This window comes from Candidatus Ruthia magnifica str. Cm (Calyptogena magnifica) (genome assembly GCF_000015105.1).
Classification (GTDB): Bacteria; Pseudomonadota; Gammaproteobacteria; order PS1; family Pseudothioglobaceae; genus Ruthia; species Ruthia magnifica.
Genome location: NC_008610.1, coordinates 1,059,611 through 1,080,693, shown reverse-complemented (window position 1 = coordinate 1,080,693; position 21,083 = coordinate 1,059,611). Strand labels below are relative to the sequence as shown.

General features: G+C 35.4%; 16 protein-coding genes and 2 rRNA genes. 6 read left to right on the top strand and 12 right to left on the bottom strand.

Annotated features, from left to right (window positions below; all coding sequences use genetic code 11):
• The first annotated feature begins 245 nt into the window (after positions 1-245).
• Both RMAG_RS05025 and rrf read left to right on the top strand, forming a co-directional pair.
• Positions 246-3,150 (top strand): 23S ribosomal RNA (locus RMAG_RS05025).
• Positions 3,151-3,314: 164 nt separating this feature from the next.
• Positions 3,315-3,430 (top strand): 5S ribosomal RNA (rrf, locus tag RMAG_RS05020).
• Between the two features lie 403 nt (positions 3,431-3,833).
• Here rrf and RMAG_RS05015 read toward each other — a convergent pair.
• Positions 3,834-4,466: a hypothetical protein gene (locus tag RMAG_RS05015; protein WP_011738341.1), complete on the bottom strand. Its 633-nt coding sequence runs from the start codon at positions 4,464-4,466 to the stop codon at positions 3,834-3,836.
• Between the two features lie 29 nt (positions 4,467-4,495).
• A complete protein-coding gene (locus tag RMAG_RS05010; RefSeq protein WP_011738340.1) occupies positions 4,496-4,783 on the bottom strand; it encodes a rhodanese-like domain-containing protein in 288 nt (95 codons plus the stop codon).
• Positions 4,784-4,867: 84 nt separating this feature from the next.
• Here RMAG_RS05010 and serS point away from each other — a divergent pair, with 84 nt between their 5' ends.
• From serS to secF, 4 genes are read left to right on the top strand one after another with little or no spacing between them, the layout of a single operon-like run.
• Entirely contained in the window at positions 4,868-6,157 is a 1,290-nt protein-coding gene (gene serS / locus RMAG_RS05005; RefSeq protein WP_011738339.1) for a serine--tRNA ligase, read from the top strand.
• A 21-nt stretch (positions 6,158-6,178) separates the two neighbouring features.
• Complete coding sequence (gene yajC, locus RMAG_RS05000) at positions 6,179-6,520, top strand: preprotein translocase subunit YajC (RefSeq protein WP_011738338.1); 342 nt, start codon at positions 6,179-6,181, stop codon at positions 6,518-6,520.
• A 16-nt stretch (positions 6,521-6,536) separates the two neighbouring features.
• Positions 6,537-8,384, top strand: coding sequence for a protein translocase subunit SecD (gene secD / locus RMAG_RS04995; protein WP_011738337.1), 1,848 nt, complete (start codon positions 6,537-6,539; stop codon positions 8,382-8,384).
• Positions 8,381-9,307, top strand: a complete 927-nt coding sequence (secF, locus tag RMAG_RS04990) for a protein translocase subunit SecF (RefSeq protein ID WP_011738336.1) — start codon at positions 8,381-8,383, stop codon at positions 9,305-9,307. Before secD ends, secF begins: the two co-directional genes overlap by 4 nt.
• Positions 9,308-9,346: 39 nt before the next feature.
• Here the strand turns inward: secF and fabB are convergent, their stop codons facing one another.
• The 10 genes from fabB to RMAG_RS04945 all read right to left on the bottom strand — a co-directional run bounded on the left by fabB (position 9,347) and on the right by RMAG_RS04945 (position 21,074).
• On the bottom strand, positions 9,347-10,564 hold the full coding sequence (gene fabB, locus RMAG_RS04985) for a beta-ketoacyl-ACP synthase I (RefSeq protein WP_011738335.1): 1,218 nt from the start codon (positions 10,562-10,564) through the stop codon (positions 9,347-9,349).
• On the bottom strand, positions 10,564-11,073 hold the full coding sequence (fabA, locus tag RMAG_RS04980) for a bifunctional 3-hydroxydecanoyl-ACP dehydratase/trans-2-decenoyl-ACP isomerase (protein ID WP_011738334.1): 510 nt from the start codon (positions 11,071-11,073) through the stop codon (positions 10,564-10,566). The genes fabB and fabA overlap by 1 nt, the downstream gene beginning before the upstream one ends.
• Positions 11,074-11,101: 28 nt before the next feature.
• Positions 11,102-12,265: an O-succinylhomoserine sulfhydrylase gene (locus RMAG_RS04975; protein ID WP_011738333.1), complete on the bottom strand. Its 1,164-nt coding sequence runs from the start codon at positions 12,263-12,265 to the stop codon at positions 11,102-11,104.
• Positions 12,266-13,079: 814 nt separating this feature from the next.
• Entirely contained in the window at positions 13,080-13,235 is a 156-nt protein-coding gene (locus RMAG_RS05910; RefSeq protein WP_157834487.1) for a hypothetical protein, read from the bottom strand.
• 1,588 nt (positions 13,236-14,823) lie between these two features.
• Entirely contained in the window at positions 14,824-16,341 is a 1,518-nt protein-coding gene (gene purF, locus RMAG_RS04970) for an amidophosphoribosyltransferase (protein ID WP_011738332.1), read from the bottom strand.
• Between the two features lie 10 nt (positions 16,342-16,351).
• Positions 16,352-17,200, bottom strand: coding sequence for a CvpA family protein (locus tag RMAG_RS04965; protein WP_011738331.1), 849 nt, complete (start codon positions 17,198-17,200; stop codon positions 16,352-16,354).
• A 47-nt stretch (positions 17,201-17,247) separates the two neighbouring features.
• A complete protein-coding gene (locus RMAG_RS04960; RefSeq protein ID WP_011738330.1) occupies positions 17,248-18,462 on the bottom strand; it encodes a bifunctional folylpolyglutamate synthase/dihydrofolate synthase in 1,215 nt (404 codons plus the stop codon).
• Complete coding sequence (locus RMAG_RS04955) at positions 18,450-18,902, bottom strand: FxsA family protein (RefSeq protein ID WP_011738329.1); 453 nt, start codon at positions 18,900-18,902, stop codon at positions 18,450-18,452. Before RMAG_RS04955 ends, RMAG_RS04960 begins: the two co-directional genes overlap by 13 nt.
• A 1-nt stretch (position 18,903) precedes the next feature.
• Positions 18,904-19,461: a tRNA (guanine(46)-N(7))-methyltransferase TrmB gene (gene trmB / locus RMAG_RS04950; RefSeq protein ID WP_011738328.1), complete on the bottom strand. Its 558-nt coding sequence runs from the start codon at positions 19,459-19,461 to the stop codon at positions 18,904-18,906.
• Between the two features lie 842 nt (positions 19,462-20,303).
• Positions 20,304-21,074 (bottom strand): exodeoxyribonuclease III, encoded by a 771-nt coding sequence (locus tag RMAG_RS04945; protein ID WP_011738327.1) that lies wholly within the window; start codon positions 21,072-21,074, stop codon positions 20,304-20,306.
• Positions 21,075-21,083: the final 9 nt, after the last annotated feature.

The window sequence follows — 21,083 nt, the reverse complement described above, 5'->3', positions numbered from 1 at the left end:
TGGAGCTCTTTAACAATTTAATACATGAAGTAAAGTTTATAAATATACAATATAACAACGCGAAAGACTGTTGTGATGACAGTTTTCATTGGTGTATTGCATTGACATAACAATTTCAAAAAATATGGATTCTCATCGCTAGTGTAAAAACTAGCAATGAAGTAAAGAATTCACCGATTGTGATTTATCACAATTTGTGACTTCAGGGTGAAATACTAGCCATAACAGATACTTTAGAGTTATATGGTCAAGTGAATAAGTGCATACGATGGATGCCTTGGCATTAGAAGGCGATGAAGGACGTGATAATCTGCGATAAGCTTCGGTTAGCTGATAAATAAGCTTTAACCCGGAGATCTCCGAATGGGAAAACCCAATGGTCATAAGATCATTATCCTTAACTGAATATATAGGTTAAGGAAGCAAACCTAGGGAACTGAAACATCTAAGTACCTAGAGGAAAAGAAATCAACCGAGATTCCCTTAGTAGCGGCGAACGAACGGGGATTAGCCCTTAAGCATATTTTAAATTACTAAAATGTTCTGGAAAGTTCAACGATACAGGGTGATAGTCCCGTATAGGAAAATTTAATTTATGTGAAATCGAGTAAGGCGGCGCACGTGAAACGCTGTTTGAATATGGGGGGACCACCCTCCAAGGCTAAATACTCTCTAATGACCGATAGTGAACAAGTACCGTGAGGGAAAGGCGAAAAGAACCCCGGGAGGGGAGTGAAATAGAACCTGAAATCGTATGCATACAAGCAGTAGGAGCAGATTTATTCTGTGACTGCGTACCTTTTGTATAATGGGTCAGCGACTTACTTCTCAGTAGCAAGGTTAACCAATTAGGGGAGCCGTAGGGAAACCGAGTCTTAAATGGGCGTTTAGTTGCTGGGAGTAGACCCGAAACCGGGTGATCTATCCATGGCCAGGGTGAAGGTTAGGTAAAACTAACTGGAGGCCCGAACCCACTTATGTTGAAAAATGAGGGGATGAGTTGTGGATAGGGGTGAAAGGCCAAACAAACCCGGAGATAGCTGGTTCTCTCCGAAATCTATTTAGGTAGAGCCTCATGTATTACTGTCGGGGGTAGAGCACTGTTATGGCTAGCGGGTCGTCAAGACTTAGTAAACCATTGCAAACTCCGAATACCGACAAGTATTAGCATGGGAGACACACTGCGGGTGCTAACGTCCGTAGTGGAAAGGGAAACAACCCAGACCGTCAGCTAAGGTCCCAAAATTGTAGTTAAGTGGGAAACGATGTGAAAAGGCCCAGACAGCTAGGAGGTTGGCTTAGAAGCAGCCATTCCTTTAAAGAGTGCGTAATAGCTCACTGGTCGAGTCGGTTTGCGCGGAAGATTTAACGGGGCTAAAACTACATACCGAAGCTACGGATCGCAATAAATTGCGATGGTAGGAGAGCGTTCTGTAAGCCGTTGAAGGTGAACTGTGAAGTTTGCTGGAGGTATCAGAAGTGCGAATGCTGACATGAGTAACGATAAAGGGGGTGAAAAACCCCCTCGCCAGAAGTCCAAGGTTTCCTACGCAACGTTAATCGGCGTAGGGTTAGTCGGCCCCTAAGGCGAGGCAGAAATGCGTAGTCGATGGGAAATGGATTAATACTCCCATACTTTATATAACTGCGATGGGAAGACGGAGAAGGTTAACGCAGCTTGGCGATGGTTGTCCAGGTTCAAGCGTGTAGAGTAGGTTCTTAGGAAAATCCGGGAACCTTAGATTGAGTTCTAAGGCTCAAGGCGTGATAACGACCCCTCTTTTGGGGGAAGTGCGTGATACCATGCTTCCAGGAAAATCCTCTAAGCTTCAGGTTATATGAAACCGTACCCCAAACCGACACAGGTGGACGAGATGAGAATTCTAAGGCGCTTGAGAGAACTCGGGTGAAGGAACTAGGCAAAATGACACCGTAACTTCGGGAGAAGGTGTGCTCTTATTGGTGATTTTATTTGCTAAATGAGCTAGTAAGAGTTGAAGATACCAGGTGGCTCCGACTGTTTATTAAAAACACAGCACTCTGCAAACACGTAAGTGGACGTATAGGGTGTGACGCCTGCCCGGTGCTTGAAGGTTAATTGATGAGGTTAGGATTCGTCCGAAGCTTTTGATCGAAGCCCAAGTAAACGGCGGCCGTAACTATAACGGTCCTAAGGTAGCGAAATTCCTTGTCGGGTAAGTTCCGACCTGCACGAATGGCGTAACGAGGGCTACACTGTCTCCACCCGAGACTCAGTGAAATTGAAATTGCTGTTAAGATGCAGTATACCCGCGGCCAGACGGAAAGACCCCGTGCACCTTTACTACAGTTTTGCATTGAACTCTGATCCTACCTGTGTAGGATAGGTGGGAGGCTTTGAAACTTGAACGCTAGTTCAAGTGGAGCCATACTTGAAATACCACCCTGGCATGGTTGGGGTTCTAACCTAGGTCCATTATCTGGACCGGGGACAATGCATGGTGGGTAGTTTGACTGGGGCGGTCTCCTCCCAAAAAGTAACGGAGGAGCGCAAAGGTACCCTCAGCACGGTCGGACATCGTGCAATGAGCGCAAAGGTAAAAGGGTGCTTGACTGCAAGACTGACACGTCGAGCAGGTAGGAAACTAGGTCTTAGTGATCCGGTGGTTCTGAGTGGAAGGACCATCGCTCAACGGATAAAAGGTACGCCGGGGATAACAGGCTGATACCGCCCAAGAGTTCACATCGACGGCGGTGTTTGGCACCTCGATGTCGGCTCATCACATCCTGGGGCTGAAGCAGGTCCCAAGGGTATGGCTGTTCGCCATTTAAAGTGGTACGCGAGCTGGGTTTAGAACGTCGTGAGACAGTTCGGTCCCTATCTACCGTGGGCGTTGGAGACTTGAAGGAAGCTGTTCTTAGTACGAGAGGACCGGAATGGACACACCTCTGGTGTTTCGGTTGTGACGCCAGTCGCATTGCCGAGTAGCTATGTGTGGAAAGGATAACCGCTGAAAGCATCTAAGCGGGAAGCCCCTCCCAAGATTAGGTCTCCCTGAGCGTTAAACGCTCCTTAAGATCCCTCGAAGATTACGAGGTTGATAGGCAGGGTGTAGAAGCACGGCGACGTGTGAAGCTAACCTGTACTAATTGATCGTGAGGCTTGACCATATAACATCTAAATTATTTGAGTGAATCTGTAATTTTTGTGCTGATGTGTCATGCAATACGCTGATAAGCTATAAACTTTGTGTAATGTGTTTAATTGTTATATCTTCTGGTTTACTTGTAGCCAAGATATAAAAACTTTTTAATTTTTTTTAAAAGCCAGTTTGCCTAGCGACAATAGCGAGTGTGACCCACCTGATCCCATCCCGAACTCAGAAGTGAAACCACTTAGCGCCGATGGTAGTGTGGGGTTTCCCCATGTGAGAGTAGGACATTGCTAGGTTTTTATTTCCTAAATGGTTTTTCCTGTATATGTTGATTAATTCAATTAGTAAAATCTAGTACACTTAGCGCTAGAGATGCGGTCTATTTCTTTACCATTTTTAAAGATGACTAATATTGGGCTTTGCTGGAGATGCAGTTTTTATTTTGATAAATCGAATTTTTAAAAAAATGGGGCGAATGTTTTGCAGCCCGTATTAAGTTATCCAAAAATCAACCACTAGTAATTCATCATTTTTTTCTATTGAACGAGTTAGTTGTACACCCATTCATATAAATTATGAATGCACTCTTCGTTATAAATTAGACTTTTGCATTTAGAATGTTGTTATGCCCGCCACAATTTAGCATATTGCAATTATGTTAGCTTTGATATCATTGAGCATTATCTGGGTGGATTGGGTTTATTGCAAGTCAGGGTAGGTTGATTTGCGTTTAGATCTGGGAATTTTATTTTTTTTATTTTTTATTTGTTCAGTTTTGGATATTATTTTTTCAACTGCTACTAAATTTTTAACGCTTTTTTTGATTGATTTAAAGGCTTTTGGGGCTTGGATTTCAATAATTTGTTGGACAATCCATTCTGAATCGGCATGAGTCATGGCTTTTTTAATTTTCTCTGCAAAATATCTTAAGAAGTGATAATTAATCTTATTATTTGTAAATTCATAATTGGCGTAATCTTGAGACCTAGCATTATAAATTTGAATAAAATCCTTCCAAAATTTACCTGGGCCAATACGATCTTGTTTGTTTTCGTGAAAATAAATAGCTAATTGTTTGGTTAACTTGATAATCAATAATTGACGTTGCTTAGCATCTAATTTGTTAAATACTAATCTATCAATACACTGAATTAGAAAGCATAAGTACTCAGAAATTATGTCAAATACTTGTGCTTTTTCAATTATGAAAGCTTCGTTAATTAGATCTTCTAAATGATTTTTAGTAATACGCCACGAGTTAAATGCTAACGCACCGGCAATATCGTCAATGGTTTTAACTTGGGTTTTGTGCCAAGTGCTTTTAACTCTCATGGTACTAGTTTATACCATTATTGTGTGTACTATTCGCAGTTATAGTTCTTAAAGGAGCCTAAATCATTAACATTTTCATAACCTATTTGAATTAAATAATTTTTAGCAATTGATGAGCGAGTGCCTGTAACGCAATAAAGAATAATGACTTTGTTACGGTCGATGATTTGGTCAGCACTCATGATGGATTGTAGTGGCAGATTGATTGCATTTGGTAATGCGCCTTGGGCAAATTCGCTACTAGAACGAACATCAACTAATTGAGCACCATTAGCTAACAGTTTACAAGCATCACTACTTGAAAATGAATTAAACATAGTATAATTTTCGAAGTTAGTTTTTAAAGTCAAACCTAGTATAATTAGGCGTTTAATCTAAATTTAGGAAATAATTATATTACAATGTTAAGTAAAAAGCAATTAAGATTAAACATAAAGGCTGTTGCTGATGCCCTAAAAAAGAGACACTTTTATTTTGATGTTAACCAATTAATTGAATTAGAAAATAATAGAAAAAAAAATCAAATCGAAACTCAAAACCTGCAAAATGTACGTAATATACAGTCTAAGGCGATTGGCAAAGCCAAAGTTTCTGGAGAAGATGTCAAACCTTTATTGAAGAATATTGCAGATTTAAGTGATAAGCTAAATTTAGTAAAATCAAATTTGCAAGTAATTCAGTCTGATATTGATGCGATTGTTTTATTGATGCCAAATATTCCTCATTATTCTGTACCTTGGGGTAAGAGTGAAGAGGATAACGTTGAAGTGTCAAAATGGGGGGAACCAGGTCAGTATGATTTTGATGTAAAAGATCATGTTGATTTGGGTGAAATGTATGGGTTAGATTTTGAGACATCAGTTAAGATCTCTGGTACTAGATTTTCTGTCATGACTGGGAAAATTGCACGTCTACATCGTGCATTGACACAATTTATGTTGGATCGACATAGCGAAGTAAATGGTTATACCGAGGCTTATGTGCCTTATTTAGTAAATGCAGAATCTTTAATTGGTACGGGCCAGTTACCAAAGTTTGAAGCTGATTTATTTAAAACGTACCTGCATGGAGAGCAGGGAGAAGCCAAGACATTGTATTTGATTCCAAGCGCTGAAGTGCCTGTAACTAATATGATGCGTAATATGATTGTCAAAGAGAGCGATTTACCGCTTAAGTTTGTGGCGCATACACCTAGTTTTAGATCAGAGGCAGGTAGTTATGGACGTGATACTCGTGGCCTTATTCGTCAACATCAATTTGAAAAAGTTGAGTTGGTGCAAGTGGTTAAAGCGCAAGACTCGTATCAAGCTTTAGAGGAATTAACTGCGCACGCTGAAGGCATCTTGCAAGCATTAGAATTACCTTATAGAAAGGTCAATTTATGTACAGGGGATCTTGGTTTTTCTGCCGCTAAAACCTATGATTTAGAAGTGTGGTTACCTGGGCAAAATGCTTATCGTGAAATTTCTTCTTGTTCTTGTTTTGAGAATTTTCAGGCACGACGTTTACAATTGAGATATAAGAATGAAGAAACTAATAAGCCAGAATTATTACATACATTGAACGGTTCAGGTTTGGCGGTTGGTAGAACGTTAGTGGCCGTATTAGAAAACCATCAACAAGCCGATAGAAGTATTAAAATACCCTTTGTTTTACAAAGCTACATGGGTAGTCTAAAAGTTATTAATTAATTTTTTACATAAGGAAATAAAATGAATTTACTAGATTTAATCATTGCACCTGTATTTGCAGAAGGTTCAGTATCAGAGGGTAGTATTTCAGATCCATGGGGTGGATTGCCGTTTTTATTAGTTATGTTTGTGTTGATGTATTTTTTACTCATCAGACCACAACAAAAACGCGCCAAGGAACATAAAACGTTATTACTAACATTAAAAAAGGGCGATGAAGTTGTTACTAATGGTGGTGTGATTGGTAAAGTTATTTCTGTGGATGAATCTTTTGCAATATTGGAAATTGCTGATGGTATTGTGGTTAAGCTGCAAAAGCAAGGTATTAACCAAAAAATGCCAAAAGGCAGTGCTAAAATTTAATTAAAAGATAACCATTATGAATCATTACTCAAGGCTTAAGAATGCATTGATTATATTTGTTTTATTGCTTTCAATGTTGTACGCGTTGCCAAATATATTCGGCTCTGATTTAGCAGTTCAAGTATCAAGTGTAGGAAATACTTTGATTGTTGACCAAGATTTGAATAAAATTAAAAATGTATTAAAAGCTCAACAAATTGAGTTTAAATCTGTTGAATTAACCAATCAAAGAATTTTGGTGCGGTTTAAGGATAATACACAACAGCTTTTAGCTAAAGACGTGCTTAAGCAGGCATTAGGCCGTCGTTACGTGGTGGCGTTAAATTTAGCGCCTTCTGTGCCAGTTTGGCTGACAATCCTTGGCGGTAAAGCCATGTCGCTTGGTTTGGACCTTAGGGGCGGTGTGTATTTCTTATTAGAAGTTGATATGGAGACGGTAATTTCAGCTTTAATGAACAAAGTATATAATGAGCTTCGTGTTTTATTGCGTAAGGATAGACTATACAAGAGTATCAAGCAAGAAAATGGTAGTATTGTTATTCGTTTTAAACACGCTGAATTAAAAGACAAAGCAGCTCAGTTAATTAAATTAGAATTGGGTGATTTAGTGATGCTTGATAATAATTCGGATGAATTATCGTTAAATATAGGTATTAGCGAAAGTGCACAAAGACAAGCTAAAAAAAGTGCACTTAAACAAAATATTACAACATTGCGTAATCGAGTTAATGAGTTAGGCGTGACAGAACCAATTATTCAACAAAGCTCAGAGCGTATTATGGTCCAACTGCCAGGTGTACAAGATACAGCCAGAGCAAAAGAGATTTTAGGTACGGTGGCAACTTTAGAATTTAGACTGGTTGATGAAAAAAATGACCCACAAATTGCCATCCAATCGGGACGTGTGCCAATTGGTTCAAAACTCTATTATTTTAAAGATGGCAGCCCTTTATTGTTAAAGGATCGCGTTATCACAACGGGTGAGAATATTACGGGTGCGGCGTCTAGTATTGATCAAGAAAATAACATTCCAATGGTGAATATCACACTTGATAGTATTGGTGGTAGAGCAATGCTTAACACAACTAAAAAATACTTACATCATCGTATGGCAGTTGTCTTTATTGAAAATAAGGTTGAAACCATAATTAAAAATGGAAAAACCATTAAGAAACATACCACCACTAGAGATATTATTAATGCTGCCACAATTCAGAGTGCGTTTTCATCACGATTTCAAATTACAGGGATTGACAGTGCTCGGGAAGCTCGTAATTTAGCGTTATTATTAAGGGCAGGCTCACTCTCGGCACCAATTGAAATTATTGAGGAACGCACCATTGGCCCAAGTCTTGGTGCGGATAATATTACTAAAGGCATGACATCAGTATTGGTTGGGTTTGTTTTGGTTTTGTTATTTATGGCTATACGTTACCGTATATTTGGAATTGTGGCCAATGTGGCTTTGACATTTAATTTGGTGATGATTGTGTCTGTTTTGTCTTTATTACAAGCCACACTGACATTGCCAGGTATTGCAGGTATTGTACTCACAGTAGGTATGGCGGTAGATGCCAATGTATTAATTTTTGAGCGTATTAAAGAAGAATTGTGCGTAAATAGCAAAATTCAAAAAGCCATTTCAAACGGCTATGATAAAGCGTTACTGACCATTGCAGATGCTAATATTACAACATTAATTGCAGCATTAGTTTTATTTAGTTTTGGTACCGGGCCAATTAAAGGCTTTGCGATTACCTTGTCAATTGGTATTGTTACTTCCATGTTTACAGCCATTATTGTCTCACGTGCAATCATTAATAAAATATACGGTGGTAAAAAGTTAGAGGAGATTTCAATATGAGCTTAAAAGCACTAAACATTCCAACGATTGACTTTATTGGTAAGCGCACTTATGCCGTTATATTTTCGGTGTTATTGGTTACTGCTAGTATTGTTTCATTGACCATGAACGGATTTAAGCTAGGTATTGATTTTACTGGCGGTACTTTAATTGAAGTAGGCTATCAACAAGATGTTGATTTATCTGAGATTAGAGCCATGCTGGCTAAGGCAAATTTTAAAGGAGCCAATGTCCAATATTTTGGTTCAATTAATGAGGTTTTAATTCACCTAGAGCCACAATCAATTTCTAGTGCTAAACTAAGTTCAAAAATCATCCATTTATTAGGCGATGATGTTAATATTCGTCGAATCGAATTTGTAGGCCCTAAAGTGGGCGATGAACTCACTAATGATGGTGGTTTAGCAATGCTATATGCGTTGATTGGTATTTTGATTTATGTGACAATACGTTTTGAATATCGTTTTTCATTAGGCTCAATTGCTACCCTTATTCATGATGTTATTATTATCCTAGGTTTTTTCTCATTATTTCAAATTGAGTTTGATTTAACGGTGTTGGCTGCTATATTAGCTGTCATTGGCTATTCTTTAAATGATACTATTGTAGTGTTTGACCGAATTCGTGAAAATTTCTTATCAACACGTTATGTTGATTCTCCTAAGATTATTAATGATGCACTTAATCAAACATTATCTAGAACAATAATGACCTCTTTAACTACCTTATTGGTATTGTTAGCGCTGTTCTTTTTAGGTGGTGAAATTATCCATAATTTTGCTTTAGTATTACTAATTGGCGTGGTGGTGGGCACTTATTCTTCTATTTATGTCGCCAGTTCAATAATTCTTGCATTAGGCATTACTAAGGAAGATTTATTGCCATCTGAAAAAGAAAAGAAAGCACTTAACTCACGACCATAGTTAAGTAATATTTGAATGTTTGTTAAGAAGTTTTTTCGTTTATTGCTTGAATTTTTCAAAGACTAGGCAAGCATTTGTACCGCCAAAGCCAAAGCTATTAGACATGACTCTCTTGAGTGATTGTTTGGTTGTTGTTCGTACAATTGGTACACCTTCAGCCGCTTTATCAAGATTTTTAATATTAATAGATTCTGTCATGAAATCATTTTGTAGCATTAGTAATGAGTAAATTGACTCATTCACTCCTGCTGCACCCAATGCATGTCCGGAAAGGGATTTGGTTGAGCTTACATTTGGTATGTTATTGCCAAACACTGCTTTAATGGCGCTTAATTCTTTAATATCACCCACAGGAGTAGAAGTGCCGTGTGCATTGATATAATCAATCGGACCCTTAACGGTTGAAATGGCAAGTTGCATACAACGTTTAGCACCTTGACCTGACGGTGCAACCATATCATAGCCATCAGACGATGCGCCATAGCCTGTGAGTTCTGCAAGAATGATTGCACCTCTAGCTTGTGCATATTCTAATGATTCAAGTACTAACGCACCACCACCACCAGAAATAACAAAACCATCACGATTCGTATCAAAGGCACGAGAAGCGCTTGAAGGGGTTTGGTTGTATTTAGAAGATAAAGCGCCCATTGCATCAAATAACATGGTGAGCGACCAGTTTAGCTCTTCACCACCACCAGCAAACATCACATCTTGTTTGCCCATTTGAATTTGTTCCATAGCATTGCCAATACAGTGTGTAGAGGTTGAGCATGCAGAGCTAATTGAATAATTAATGCCCTTAATTTTGAACAGGGTTGAAAGACAAGCTGAAGTTGTAGAGCCCATCGTGCGTGGTACGCGATAAGGGCCGACTCGTTTAATGCCTTTTTTCCTTAAGATGTCGGCTGCTTCTACTACATTTTGGTTGCTAGCGCCACCAGAACCCATGATAAGTCCAGTACGTTCATTTGATGTTTGTTCAGGTGTTAATCCTGATTGTTTAATTGCTTCATCCAGGGCAACTGCATTATAAATGGCAGCATCAGCCATGAAGCGTTTCATTTTTCTGTCAATAACTTCACTAGAATCTAATTCAGCAATGGCGCCAGAGACGTGTGAACGAAGCCCCATTTGCGCTTGGTTTTCATCAAATTTAATGCCTGATTTTGCCGTTTTTAAAGAGGTTAAAACCTCCATGCAGTTTGCACCCAAACTAGAAATAATTCCCATTCCTGTGACAACAACTCTGTTCATTACATTTTTCTAGTATCTGCGAATAATCCAACCTTAAGGTTGGTGGCTTCGTAAGTGATTTTTCCATCCACTTCCATGGTTGCATCAGCAACACCCATGTACAATTTGCGTGCAATAACGCGTGATAAGTCAATTTTATAGGTGATTTTCTTTGCACTGGGCAATACTTGACCGACAAATTTAATATTGCCAGCGCCAAGCGCACGACCACGGCCACGACCACCTAACCAGCCTAGATAAAAGCCAATTAATTGCCACATAGCATCTAACCCTAAACAGCCAGGCATAACTGGATCTTCATTAAAGTGACATTCAAAAAACCATAAATAAGGGTTAATGTCTAATTCGGCAATAACCCCACCTTTGCCATATTCGCCACCCTTACTAGAGATATGGCTAATGCGATCAAACATCAACATTGGTGGCTTTGGCAGTTGAGCGTTGCCTGGCCCAAATAATTTACCATTGCCACATTTAATTAATTCATCATAGGAAAAAGAATTTTGCATTGTGTTTTATGTAAAAATTTTTCCTAGATTATACCACTGTCTGCTTAATGTCAGTAATGATGTCTTTAATGTCTTCTAGACCAACGGATATTCTGATTAATCCATCAGTTATATGAGCATCAAGTCTTTCTTCATCGGTTAAGCGTCCGTGTGTTGTGGTTGCTGGATGGGTGATTGTAGATTTCGTATCACCTAAATTAGCAGTAATGGAAAGTATGTTGGTGGCGTTGATTATTTTAAAGGCTGACTTTTTCCCACCTTTAATTTCAAACGATACAATACCACCAAAACCAGATTGTTGGGATTTGACTAAGTTGTAATCATGGTGCGAAGGTAAACCTAAATAATAGACTTTTTCTATCTGATCTTGGGCTTCAAGCCAGAAGGCAAGTTTAAGTGCATTGTCTGAGTGCGCTCTCATTCTAAGACTTAGGGTGTCTAGCCCTTTAAGCATAATCCAGGCGTTAAAAGCACTTAAACTCGGGCCTGTAGTGCGCACAAATCCACGAACTTGTTCAATAATATTAACATTTCCGACTACGGCGCCCGCTAGGCATCTGCCTTGACCATCAATATATTTAGTGGCTGAGTGAATCACAATATCAGCGCCTAAGGCAATAGGATTTTGTAGCGCAGGGCTTAAAATTGTATTGTCAACCGTCAAAAGAATATGATTGGCTTTTGATATTTTACTAAGCATAGCAATATCTACAACCTCACCCAGTGGATTAGATGGTGTTTCAAGTAAAAAAAGTTTTGTGTTGTTTTTTACTGAATCTTCCCATGCTGACAAATCAGATAAATCTACAAAATTAATATCAATATTAAATTTAGTAATAATGGTGTTTAGTAACACAATTGAGGTGCCAAACATATTACGAGAAGCAACAATATGATCACCTGATTTAAGCAGCGCCATGATGGTGGCAAAGATTGCTGCCATGCCAGATGAAGTTGCAACACATGCTTGTGCACCTTCAAGTGCGGCTAATTTTTTTTCAAAAGCGTCTACTGTAGGGTTTGTAAAACGTGAATATACATTTCCAGGCTCATTTTTAGAAAAGCAGTTGGCTGCCTGTTCAGCTGAATCAAAAACAAAACTAGAGGTTAAAAATATTGCTTCAGAATGCTCCTGTTCAGTGGTGGTTCGGTACCCTGTGCGTATGGCTTTGGTATTGAATTTTGTGTTCATTTATTTTAGAAATTTTTTTGTGATGATTCTAACAACATCTACCGTACTTATCCAATGTTGAAAAACAAGTTGCTAAATCTTGCGGTAAAATTATATTTTTTATATAAAAAATATAATTTTACTCTTTCTTCCCTTATTAGATAACGCATATCTTAACCTATGATGGAAATTTGCGTTCCAACAGTTATAAATGAAGGGAAAAATTTGTTTTTCACTATTATGCCTAGACTTTCTAAATTATATTAAATTCTGATTAATATTTCTACCATTTTTTATTCCATTCAAATTTTTGAAAACTTTTTATGAAAAAAAAGATATTACTACTTTGGTAATTTATTTTAAAATTTTATTATGTTTTTTGTAAAACTGCCTATTATTTTTTATGTATTTCTTTTTCAATTTGTAAATTCTATTTCTTTTTCTTGCATGCCTTAGTAATAATTTTAATTATTCGTCTTTCTTTTTAAGAATTCTATCAAAACCACCTTTAAATTTATTGTTGTATAAAATGTTCTTTTTAAAATGGATAGGTTACACCGAGCTCCATGCTCTAAATTGGCATATGTAGAAATTCTTTCTATAATTCAATAACTTTAATTTTTTTAAGATTAATTGAAATTAGCTAGTCCAAATTTAGAATTTATAATAAACAATATTTTTCTGTATTGTTAAATTTTTGTATAGTTATGGGGATGTATATTTTTATCAATTGTACACTTCAATTCTATTAATTTATTTTTTATGTGTTAATTGTTTCCTTATTATCATGACTAATAATGTTTCTAACATTTCAATAATATATTTGAATAAGTTTCTATTTTTTATCATTTAAACCTTGTTGATTACCTGCTTTAGAAAAAGGTTGGCAACAAAAAATCAGCATAAAATATCGTGCTTTGGTATGTTTTTTATGAATGTCAGTTTTTTCATAAAGTTTTTGTAAATTCAGTTTAATTTTACTTGTAAACATACCATTTGTGTCTTAGATTTTCTAAAACCATATGAAAACCGCTAAGTTCTGCAAATAAATCTATGAACTTCATTGAAGTTTTTGAATTTTTTACTATTAAAGCTTGTAAGAGGTTTTATTATTCTTACTCTATTGAACATAACACCTTTAATTTTGTCTGTTCTTTTGTTAATAAATCAGTTATTGTGTATGTTACAGTTGGATTAATAAAGACTCAATAATTATATCGTCCATAATCTGAATTATACCACCTTACCTTTACTCATTATCTTTTAAATTTACATTGTGTCAATACGATTAAGCTTCCTGGCTTATCATCAATTTTTTTCTAAAATACAAAATAACAGTACCCATCTCTTTCTTGTATGCTACTATCATTTTTCAATTTTCTATGAAAAACTTCACCCATTTTACTTGTCAATGTTTCTATGGAGAATGGGTTATTTCTAGACTAATCACAAAACTCATACTCTGGGTTATTACAAAATAAAAAAAATAGAGCTTTAGCGACAATTTTTTCAGAAAAGTAACTATTTTTTATGCTCATCATTTCCCTCATAATGGATAAACACAATAGGCATCCTTACTTTAATTCAATTTTTTGAATTGTGTCATCAAAAAACAAATACTGTATCCAAAAAAATTAAGTATTTTTTTAATGTCGCAGTTTTTATTGTTAATTTACTGCGTAATTTATGTTTAGAAATATATGAGTTATCAAGTAAGTCTTACTCTTATTCTATATTAAAATTCATTATTAGTTTCCAAATTTACTATTAATATCGTTAACAATATTTTTTAATTTTTTACCTTCATCGGAAGTAATAATACTGCTTATGTCCATTAGATTGGATAATTTATTAATACCTATTAACTCTCTACCTATCATGTCATAAGTATTATCAACATTTAAAGTTTCTTTTAAAATATTAAAATCTTAGCCCTTTGGAATTAGTTTTTCAACATTTTTACAGCTTTTTAATCCTAAATTTTTTAATTAACTCTTATCCAGTTACTGTAAAAAAGAAAATCTTTTTGAAACTTTCATCATCACCCTATAATATTTCTATTAAGCAGTAACACCTATAAGTTTGTTTTACTGAATTTCTTCTATCTCCAATAGACTTTTGAATTTCATAAATAGATAGGTTTTTATCATACTTAAAAAATACAATAAATTTAGCCCTCTCATAAATATTCTATTTTCTGACACCTAATGAATAATGCACTTCTAAAAAAATCTAAAATATCATTTCTTTTCGGATAAAGTAACAGGTAGTTTTTTAGAATCTTTTCTAAAGGTGTCAGTAACGGCATACTTTAATTTAATATTCCTTGAATTGTAGAAGGTTTTCTATTGCCTTCAACAACTATGTGTTCACTATTTTTATTTTCACTGTGCTGATCTTAAAAAATTCACTATCTTTGGGAATAACAACTATTAGGCTCTGCTTAAAAATATCCGCTCTCTAACATAGAGAGTACTAACTTATCTAAGTCATGTGCATTTTTTTATATTTTCTTACTATTTACTCTTATGAGTTTTAGCTTAATTTTGTTCATAATTAAGTTATTTTTTAGATGCTGTTTACTCTACGTCATTACCAATCAATTCAGAGGCTTCAAAGGTGTTATTTCCCTCTTTCTCAAGATTACCTCGTAAAAATTTAATATGTTCAAGATAATTTTTATCAATATCATCGGTTACATATTGACCATTAAAACAAGAGCAATCAAACGTGGTAATTTCTTTGTTACCTTGTTGTACGCACCAAATTAAATCATCTAAATCTTGATAAATTAGTTTGTCTACACCAATGGCTTTGCAGATTTGATTGGTGTCTCTATCGTGAGCAATAAATTCTTTGTTGCTAGCCATATCAATACCATATACATTTGGATGGCGCACGGCAGGCGCGGCTGAGGCGAAAAACACTTTATTAGCGCCAGCATCGCGAGCCATTTGTACGATTTGTTCACTGGTTGTGCCACGTACAATGGAATCATCAACTAATAATACATTTTTTCCTTTAAATTCAAGCTCAATTGTGCTGAGTTTTTGACGCACAGATTTTTTTCTCTGCTTTTGCCCTGGCATGATAAAAGTACGGGCAATATATCGATTTTTAATTAAGCCTTCACTGTATTTAACGTCTAATTTATGTGCCAGTTGTAAAGCAGCTACTCTAGAGGTGTCAGGAATAGGAATAACGACATCGATATCATTAATATCCCATTCTTTACGAATTTTTATAGCTAACCTTTCTCCCATTCTTAAACGAGATTTGTACACGGAAATATTATCAATGACCGAATCTGGACGGGCAAAATAAACAAATTCAAAGATGCAAGGTGAGTGCTTGGGGTTTTCCGCACATTGTTTAATAAATGTATTGCCTGCCCTGTCAATAACGACTGTTTCACCTGGTTTGATATCTTGAATAATTTCATAACCAAGTGCACTAAGCGCTACGCTTTCAGAGGCTAGCATATATTTAGTACCGCCTTTAGTGGTGCGTTTACCAAGGATTAATGGGCGAATACCATTAGGATCTCTAAAACCAAAAATACCATATCCAGGAATCATGCCAATAGTTGCATAAGCACCGCGTACACGCTTGTGTACTTGTTTAACAGAGTTAAAAATATCAGTTTCGTTAATGCGTTGTTTTTGTAATTTGGTTAATTCACTGGCAAATACATTTAGCAAAATTTCTGAATCAGAGTTGGTGTTGATATGACGAAGGTCTTGCTCAAATAGTTCTTGAGCTAATTGTTCAGTGTTGGTTAAGTTGCCGTTATGTGCAAACGCAATGCCGTATGGCGAATTAACATAAAAAGGCTGTGCTTCTGCATTGGATGAGCTACCTGCGGTAGGATAACGGACATGGCCAATGCCCATATCGCCTAACAATTGCGTCATATGTTTAGTTCTAAAGACATTTCTAACCAGACCATTTGACTTACGCATATAAAAGCGCCCTTTATGAGAAGTAACAATACCTGCTGCGTCTTGACCGCGATGCTGTAAAATAGTCAGTGCATCATAAATATAAACAGCTGTATCTTTTTTAGTGGTAGATAAAATGCCAACGATGCCACACATAAGTTATTTCCTAATTGTTTTCAATAAATAATAAGTATTGTGATAGCTTAGGTTTAATGTTTGAAGCTATATTTTGAAAGGTTCTTAAAGCACCATGAGCCTCAATCCAATAATATTTTTGTGAAACCAGGCTGATACTTTGTAATACAAATATCATGATTAAAATTGTCAAACTACCCTTGATTAAGCCCACAATTGAGCCTAGTAAATTGTTTTGAGTGCTATTGATATTTCTGGCATTAAGCTTAATGTCGGTTACTTGCAAAATTTTAAGTATTTTTTTAAAAAAAGGCGATAAGAAACAAGGTTTTGCTTCATCAATAGAAATATTTAGCACACTTGATATAAAAATTAAAACACCAAAGGTAAAGGCAAATACAATTGAAAATGACAAGCCAATGCGAATAGATTCATTGCTAATCAGTATTTCCAAAATATCCAGCCTAGACACAACCTCTAAGTAATACCAACTAAACATTGCGATTGCCACTAAAATAACCATCAGCGTAAACAACTTATTCAGTATACAAGGATTATCAATGGTTGATGACAAATGTGTTAATTTGTAAATCACTTTTTTGATGATCACAACACCAATAAAAATTATTCCAAATGAGATGGCTAAATGAGATTGGTGTGATAATATTAGCCAAGTGATGAGTGGCTTTGTGGCCAATGTTTGGTAAAACAGCCACGCAATTAAAATGGCCAACAATAAAAATCCTAAATTGATGAGCTCTTTTGCCATGCCACGTTTAAAGCCTAATACTAGGAATATTGTTAAAATAGCAATGACTATCCAGTCGGACCAAACTAAGTGTTCAATTATAGTCCAAATATCGGCAAAAAACTCATTCATCAAATCCCTCCTATGGGTGCTTGCAATTAATTATAATTTTACAAGATTTATTCTTCTTCATTTTTTTTAAATGGTGTCAATATTTTCAATGCATCAGCAATAACATGAAATGATCCAAAAATAACAATACGCTGATGTTGATTGTCATTAAGCCCTTGATTAATAGCATCTTGCATATTATCGCAAACGCGTATATTTTGTGTCAAATCAAACTGGTTGCTAAGTGCTTTCATGCCTATTGCCCGACTAACATTAAGTGGCACTAACAGCCACTGATCAATAATCACACTAATTTTATTAATCATCAAACCAATATTTTTATCTTCTAAGGCTGAAAATATGGCGATAGTAGAACATTTTTGCTTTGCTAGTTCTGCTGATAATACTTTAACGGCAGCCGCATTATGCGCAACATCAAAAATAACGGTTTTATTATTAATGATTTTTATTTGAAATCTAGCATCAAGTTGTGTACATTTAATGCCTGTTTCAATTTCAATAGTGCTAATTGGCAATGTTTTATGCAATTTTTGCACAGTAAGTATTGCAGTGGCTGCATTTTGCTGTTGGTGCTTGCCAATTAAGCCAATACTACCTGTGTATCTTTGTTTGACGAATTCTAGTTGTGCCTTAATTTGATGAGCATATTGACTAATTGAAGCGGGTGGATTGATATCAGCACAAATACAAGGTATATTTTTGCGCATGATGCCTGCTTTTTCAAACCCAATTAATTCACGAGTATCACCCAAATAATCCACATGATCAATGTCAATATTAGTAATAATACTCACGTCATTATCAACAATATTAACCGAGTCTAGCCGACCACCTAGCCCCACTTCTAATATAGCTATATTAACTTTTTCTAGTTCAAAAATAATTAGTGCAGCTAAAGTTGAAAATTCAAAATAAGTGAGTGTGGTTTTACCTCTAATTTGCTCTATTTTATTAAATGCTGAGCAAATTTGCTCATCAGTGGCTTGCGCGTCATTAATTACAAAACGTTCGTTGTATTTAAGAATATGTGGTGAGCTAAATTTGGCAACTTTAAAGTTTGATTGTTGGTAAATACCATTAATAAAAGCAGCGGTAGAGCCCTTACCATTTGTGCCAGCAACCGTGATTACTTTAAAAGAAATACCTTTTGGAAAAAGCTTTTGATAAACTTTTGTAACACGTTCCAGTCCTAAATCAATCTTCTTAAAATGTAGATTTTTTTGAAAATTTAGCCAATCATCTAAAGTGTTTAGTCTTCCCAAAATTCACCCTCAATGGTGTTGTCTTTATTATGTTGTTTAGGGTGAGTATTTTGGGTTTTTTGAAAAAAACCAGAACGATTTTTACTAAATATTTTTTTTGCATTTTTTTTCAAAATTTGATTAATAAAATAGGTCCTTGAAAAAGGTAACAAACCTAAAAGCCCAATCGTATCAGTAATAAAACCAGGAGTTAATAATAATACACCTGATGCCAAAATTACCACACCCTCAAACATTTCAAAGACAGGCGGTTGACCATTTACGATTGCATTTTGCGCTTTAGCCATTGTTGACCAGCCCTGTTGTTTTAATAAAAAAGATCCAATGAGCGCAGTGATGATGACTAATAAAACTGTTGAAAGTCCACCAATAGCATCACCTACTGAGGCAAGCACATAAATTTCAAGCAAAGTCATTACTACAAATATTGTAAAAACCATATTATTTCTCGTTTTTAAAAATTAAATCCAAAACGTCGTGTCCCGGCCTATGGCTTCGTCGTTCAAACTTAGTAATGGGTCGATGTCCAGGTCTTAGCGAATAGATAGGGTCGTTTTGTGTGTTTTTAAAGTGGAGGTGATTTTTTAAGGCATTCATCATCGTAGTAACATAACGCACCCAATCAGTCGCTATATGGATTTTTCCATTATGTATTATTGTTTTTGACAATAAATCTAAAAATGCAGTTTGCACTAGTCGGAGTTTATGGTATTTTTTCTTATACCATGGACCAGATAAAAACAGCTGAAAACTATCAAAATTATTGTCTTTTGTATGCGCATCTACTTGAATAATTTTAAGATTGCTTAATTGATATTTATGTGTTTTATTAATTAGCCTATTAATACTTGTCTCGTATATTTCAATGTCTAAAAAATTTATATCAGGCATATTAATTGCTATTTTCAGTAAACTATCACCATTGTCAAAATCAATTTTTTGTTGTTTGACGAACAAAGCATCTAAATTGATTTTATCTTTGGATAAATCCAACCTCATAATTTGTGCTAAAATTCAGTCAACCCCCCAGTTTTTTACTCAAGTGTTAACATGCTAGAATAGCGTACAAAAATTTGAATTCTTCTTTGGTTTGTCAAAATATTAGCAAAAATAATAAACAGTATTTAGTTGGACTGTTACCAAAAAAATAAAATAACAAATTTTTATAAAAAGTTATTCATGAATAACACGACGTTATTTTACCGTTTGACAGTTAAATAATACACGGTATATTCACAAGTTTTAAATATAATGAACGAGTTCCTACTTATTGTTATTACAACGGTTTTTCGTATCTAAAATAAATATGGACGAAATTGTTTATGGTAGGTTGAAGAGAATCGAACAGACTTTTTAAAGCTAATAAGCTCTTGTCTCCTTTTATGGATAAATGAGATCTACTACCTTATAGGTAGTAGATTTTTACTCTTATGTCACATAAAATTAATACAGTTACAGAACTATTAATGTTAGCATTAAGTGGTTTTAACCAAGTTATTTGTGTCGAGCTTGATGAAATAAACTGTAATCATCGAGCTTTGCTATTCAAACTTGTAAGATATGGGAATAATATGCGTCATAATCTCTCCACAATACATCACTTAATTACTAATTTAACAATGTTGAACCAATCAATTAATATTTAACACTACCACTGCTCCGAGCAACTCAGTCTTTAGAAATATTAAGAGTTCAAATGTCGCTATTAAATCAAGGCCTCTTGTTTTTATCACTTTGTATTTTCTTTGTTTAAACTATTGGTAGTTATGTATTTAATGTAGAATTATGATTATTGGCGTAGTCATTAAAAGCAATCAATATTGACAGTAGAATAAATTTCTTTATAAATTATAATTTATAATAAGTGGCGCATGGTCTGAAAAACGCTCGTCTTTATAAATGCTGACACTTTTAATAGTGTCTTTGAGATTCGGTGTGAGGATTTGATAATCAATACGCCAGCCAACATTATTCGCCCATGCTTGACCACGATTACTCCACCAAGTATATTGCCTCTCTTCTTGATTGACTTCACGAAAGCTGTCAATAAAACCAACTTCAAAAAACAACTCGTCCAACCAAGCACGTTCTTTTGGTAAGCATCCTGAATTTTTCTGATTGGCTTTCCAGTTTTTAATATCTCTTTCTTGATGTACAATATTCATATCACCACAAATAATTACCTTGCGTCCGCTTATCTTAATTTCTTGTAAGTAAGGCATAAATCGCTCAGTTAAAAACGCCATTTTTAAATCTTGACGTTTTTGTTTGACACTACCTGAATGTATGTAAATTGAAATAACTGACAAATCTTCGAAGTCAGCTCGAATAAATCGCCCTTCAAAATTAATGTTTTCCCATGGGCTTTTTTTAATGACTTGAATGGGGACTTGTTTGGTAAAGATTGCTGTTCCAGAATAGCCTTTTTTCTTGGCAGATTGGTAATAGCAATGGTATTCTTTTGGATAAAATCGCTCATCCAATTGGTTTTCTTGTGCTTTGGTTTCTTGCAAGCAAATCACATCTGCATTTTGGATTTTGATCCAATCAAAAAAACCTTTTTGTTCAGCGGCACGAATCCCGTTAACATTAGCCGTTATAATTCTTTTCATCGAAATAAT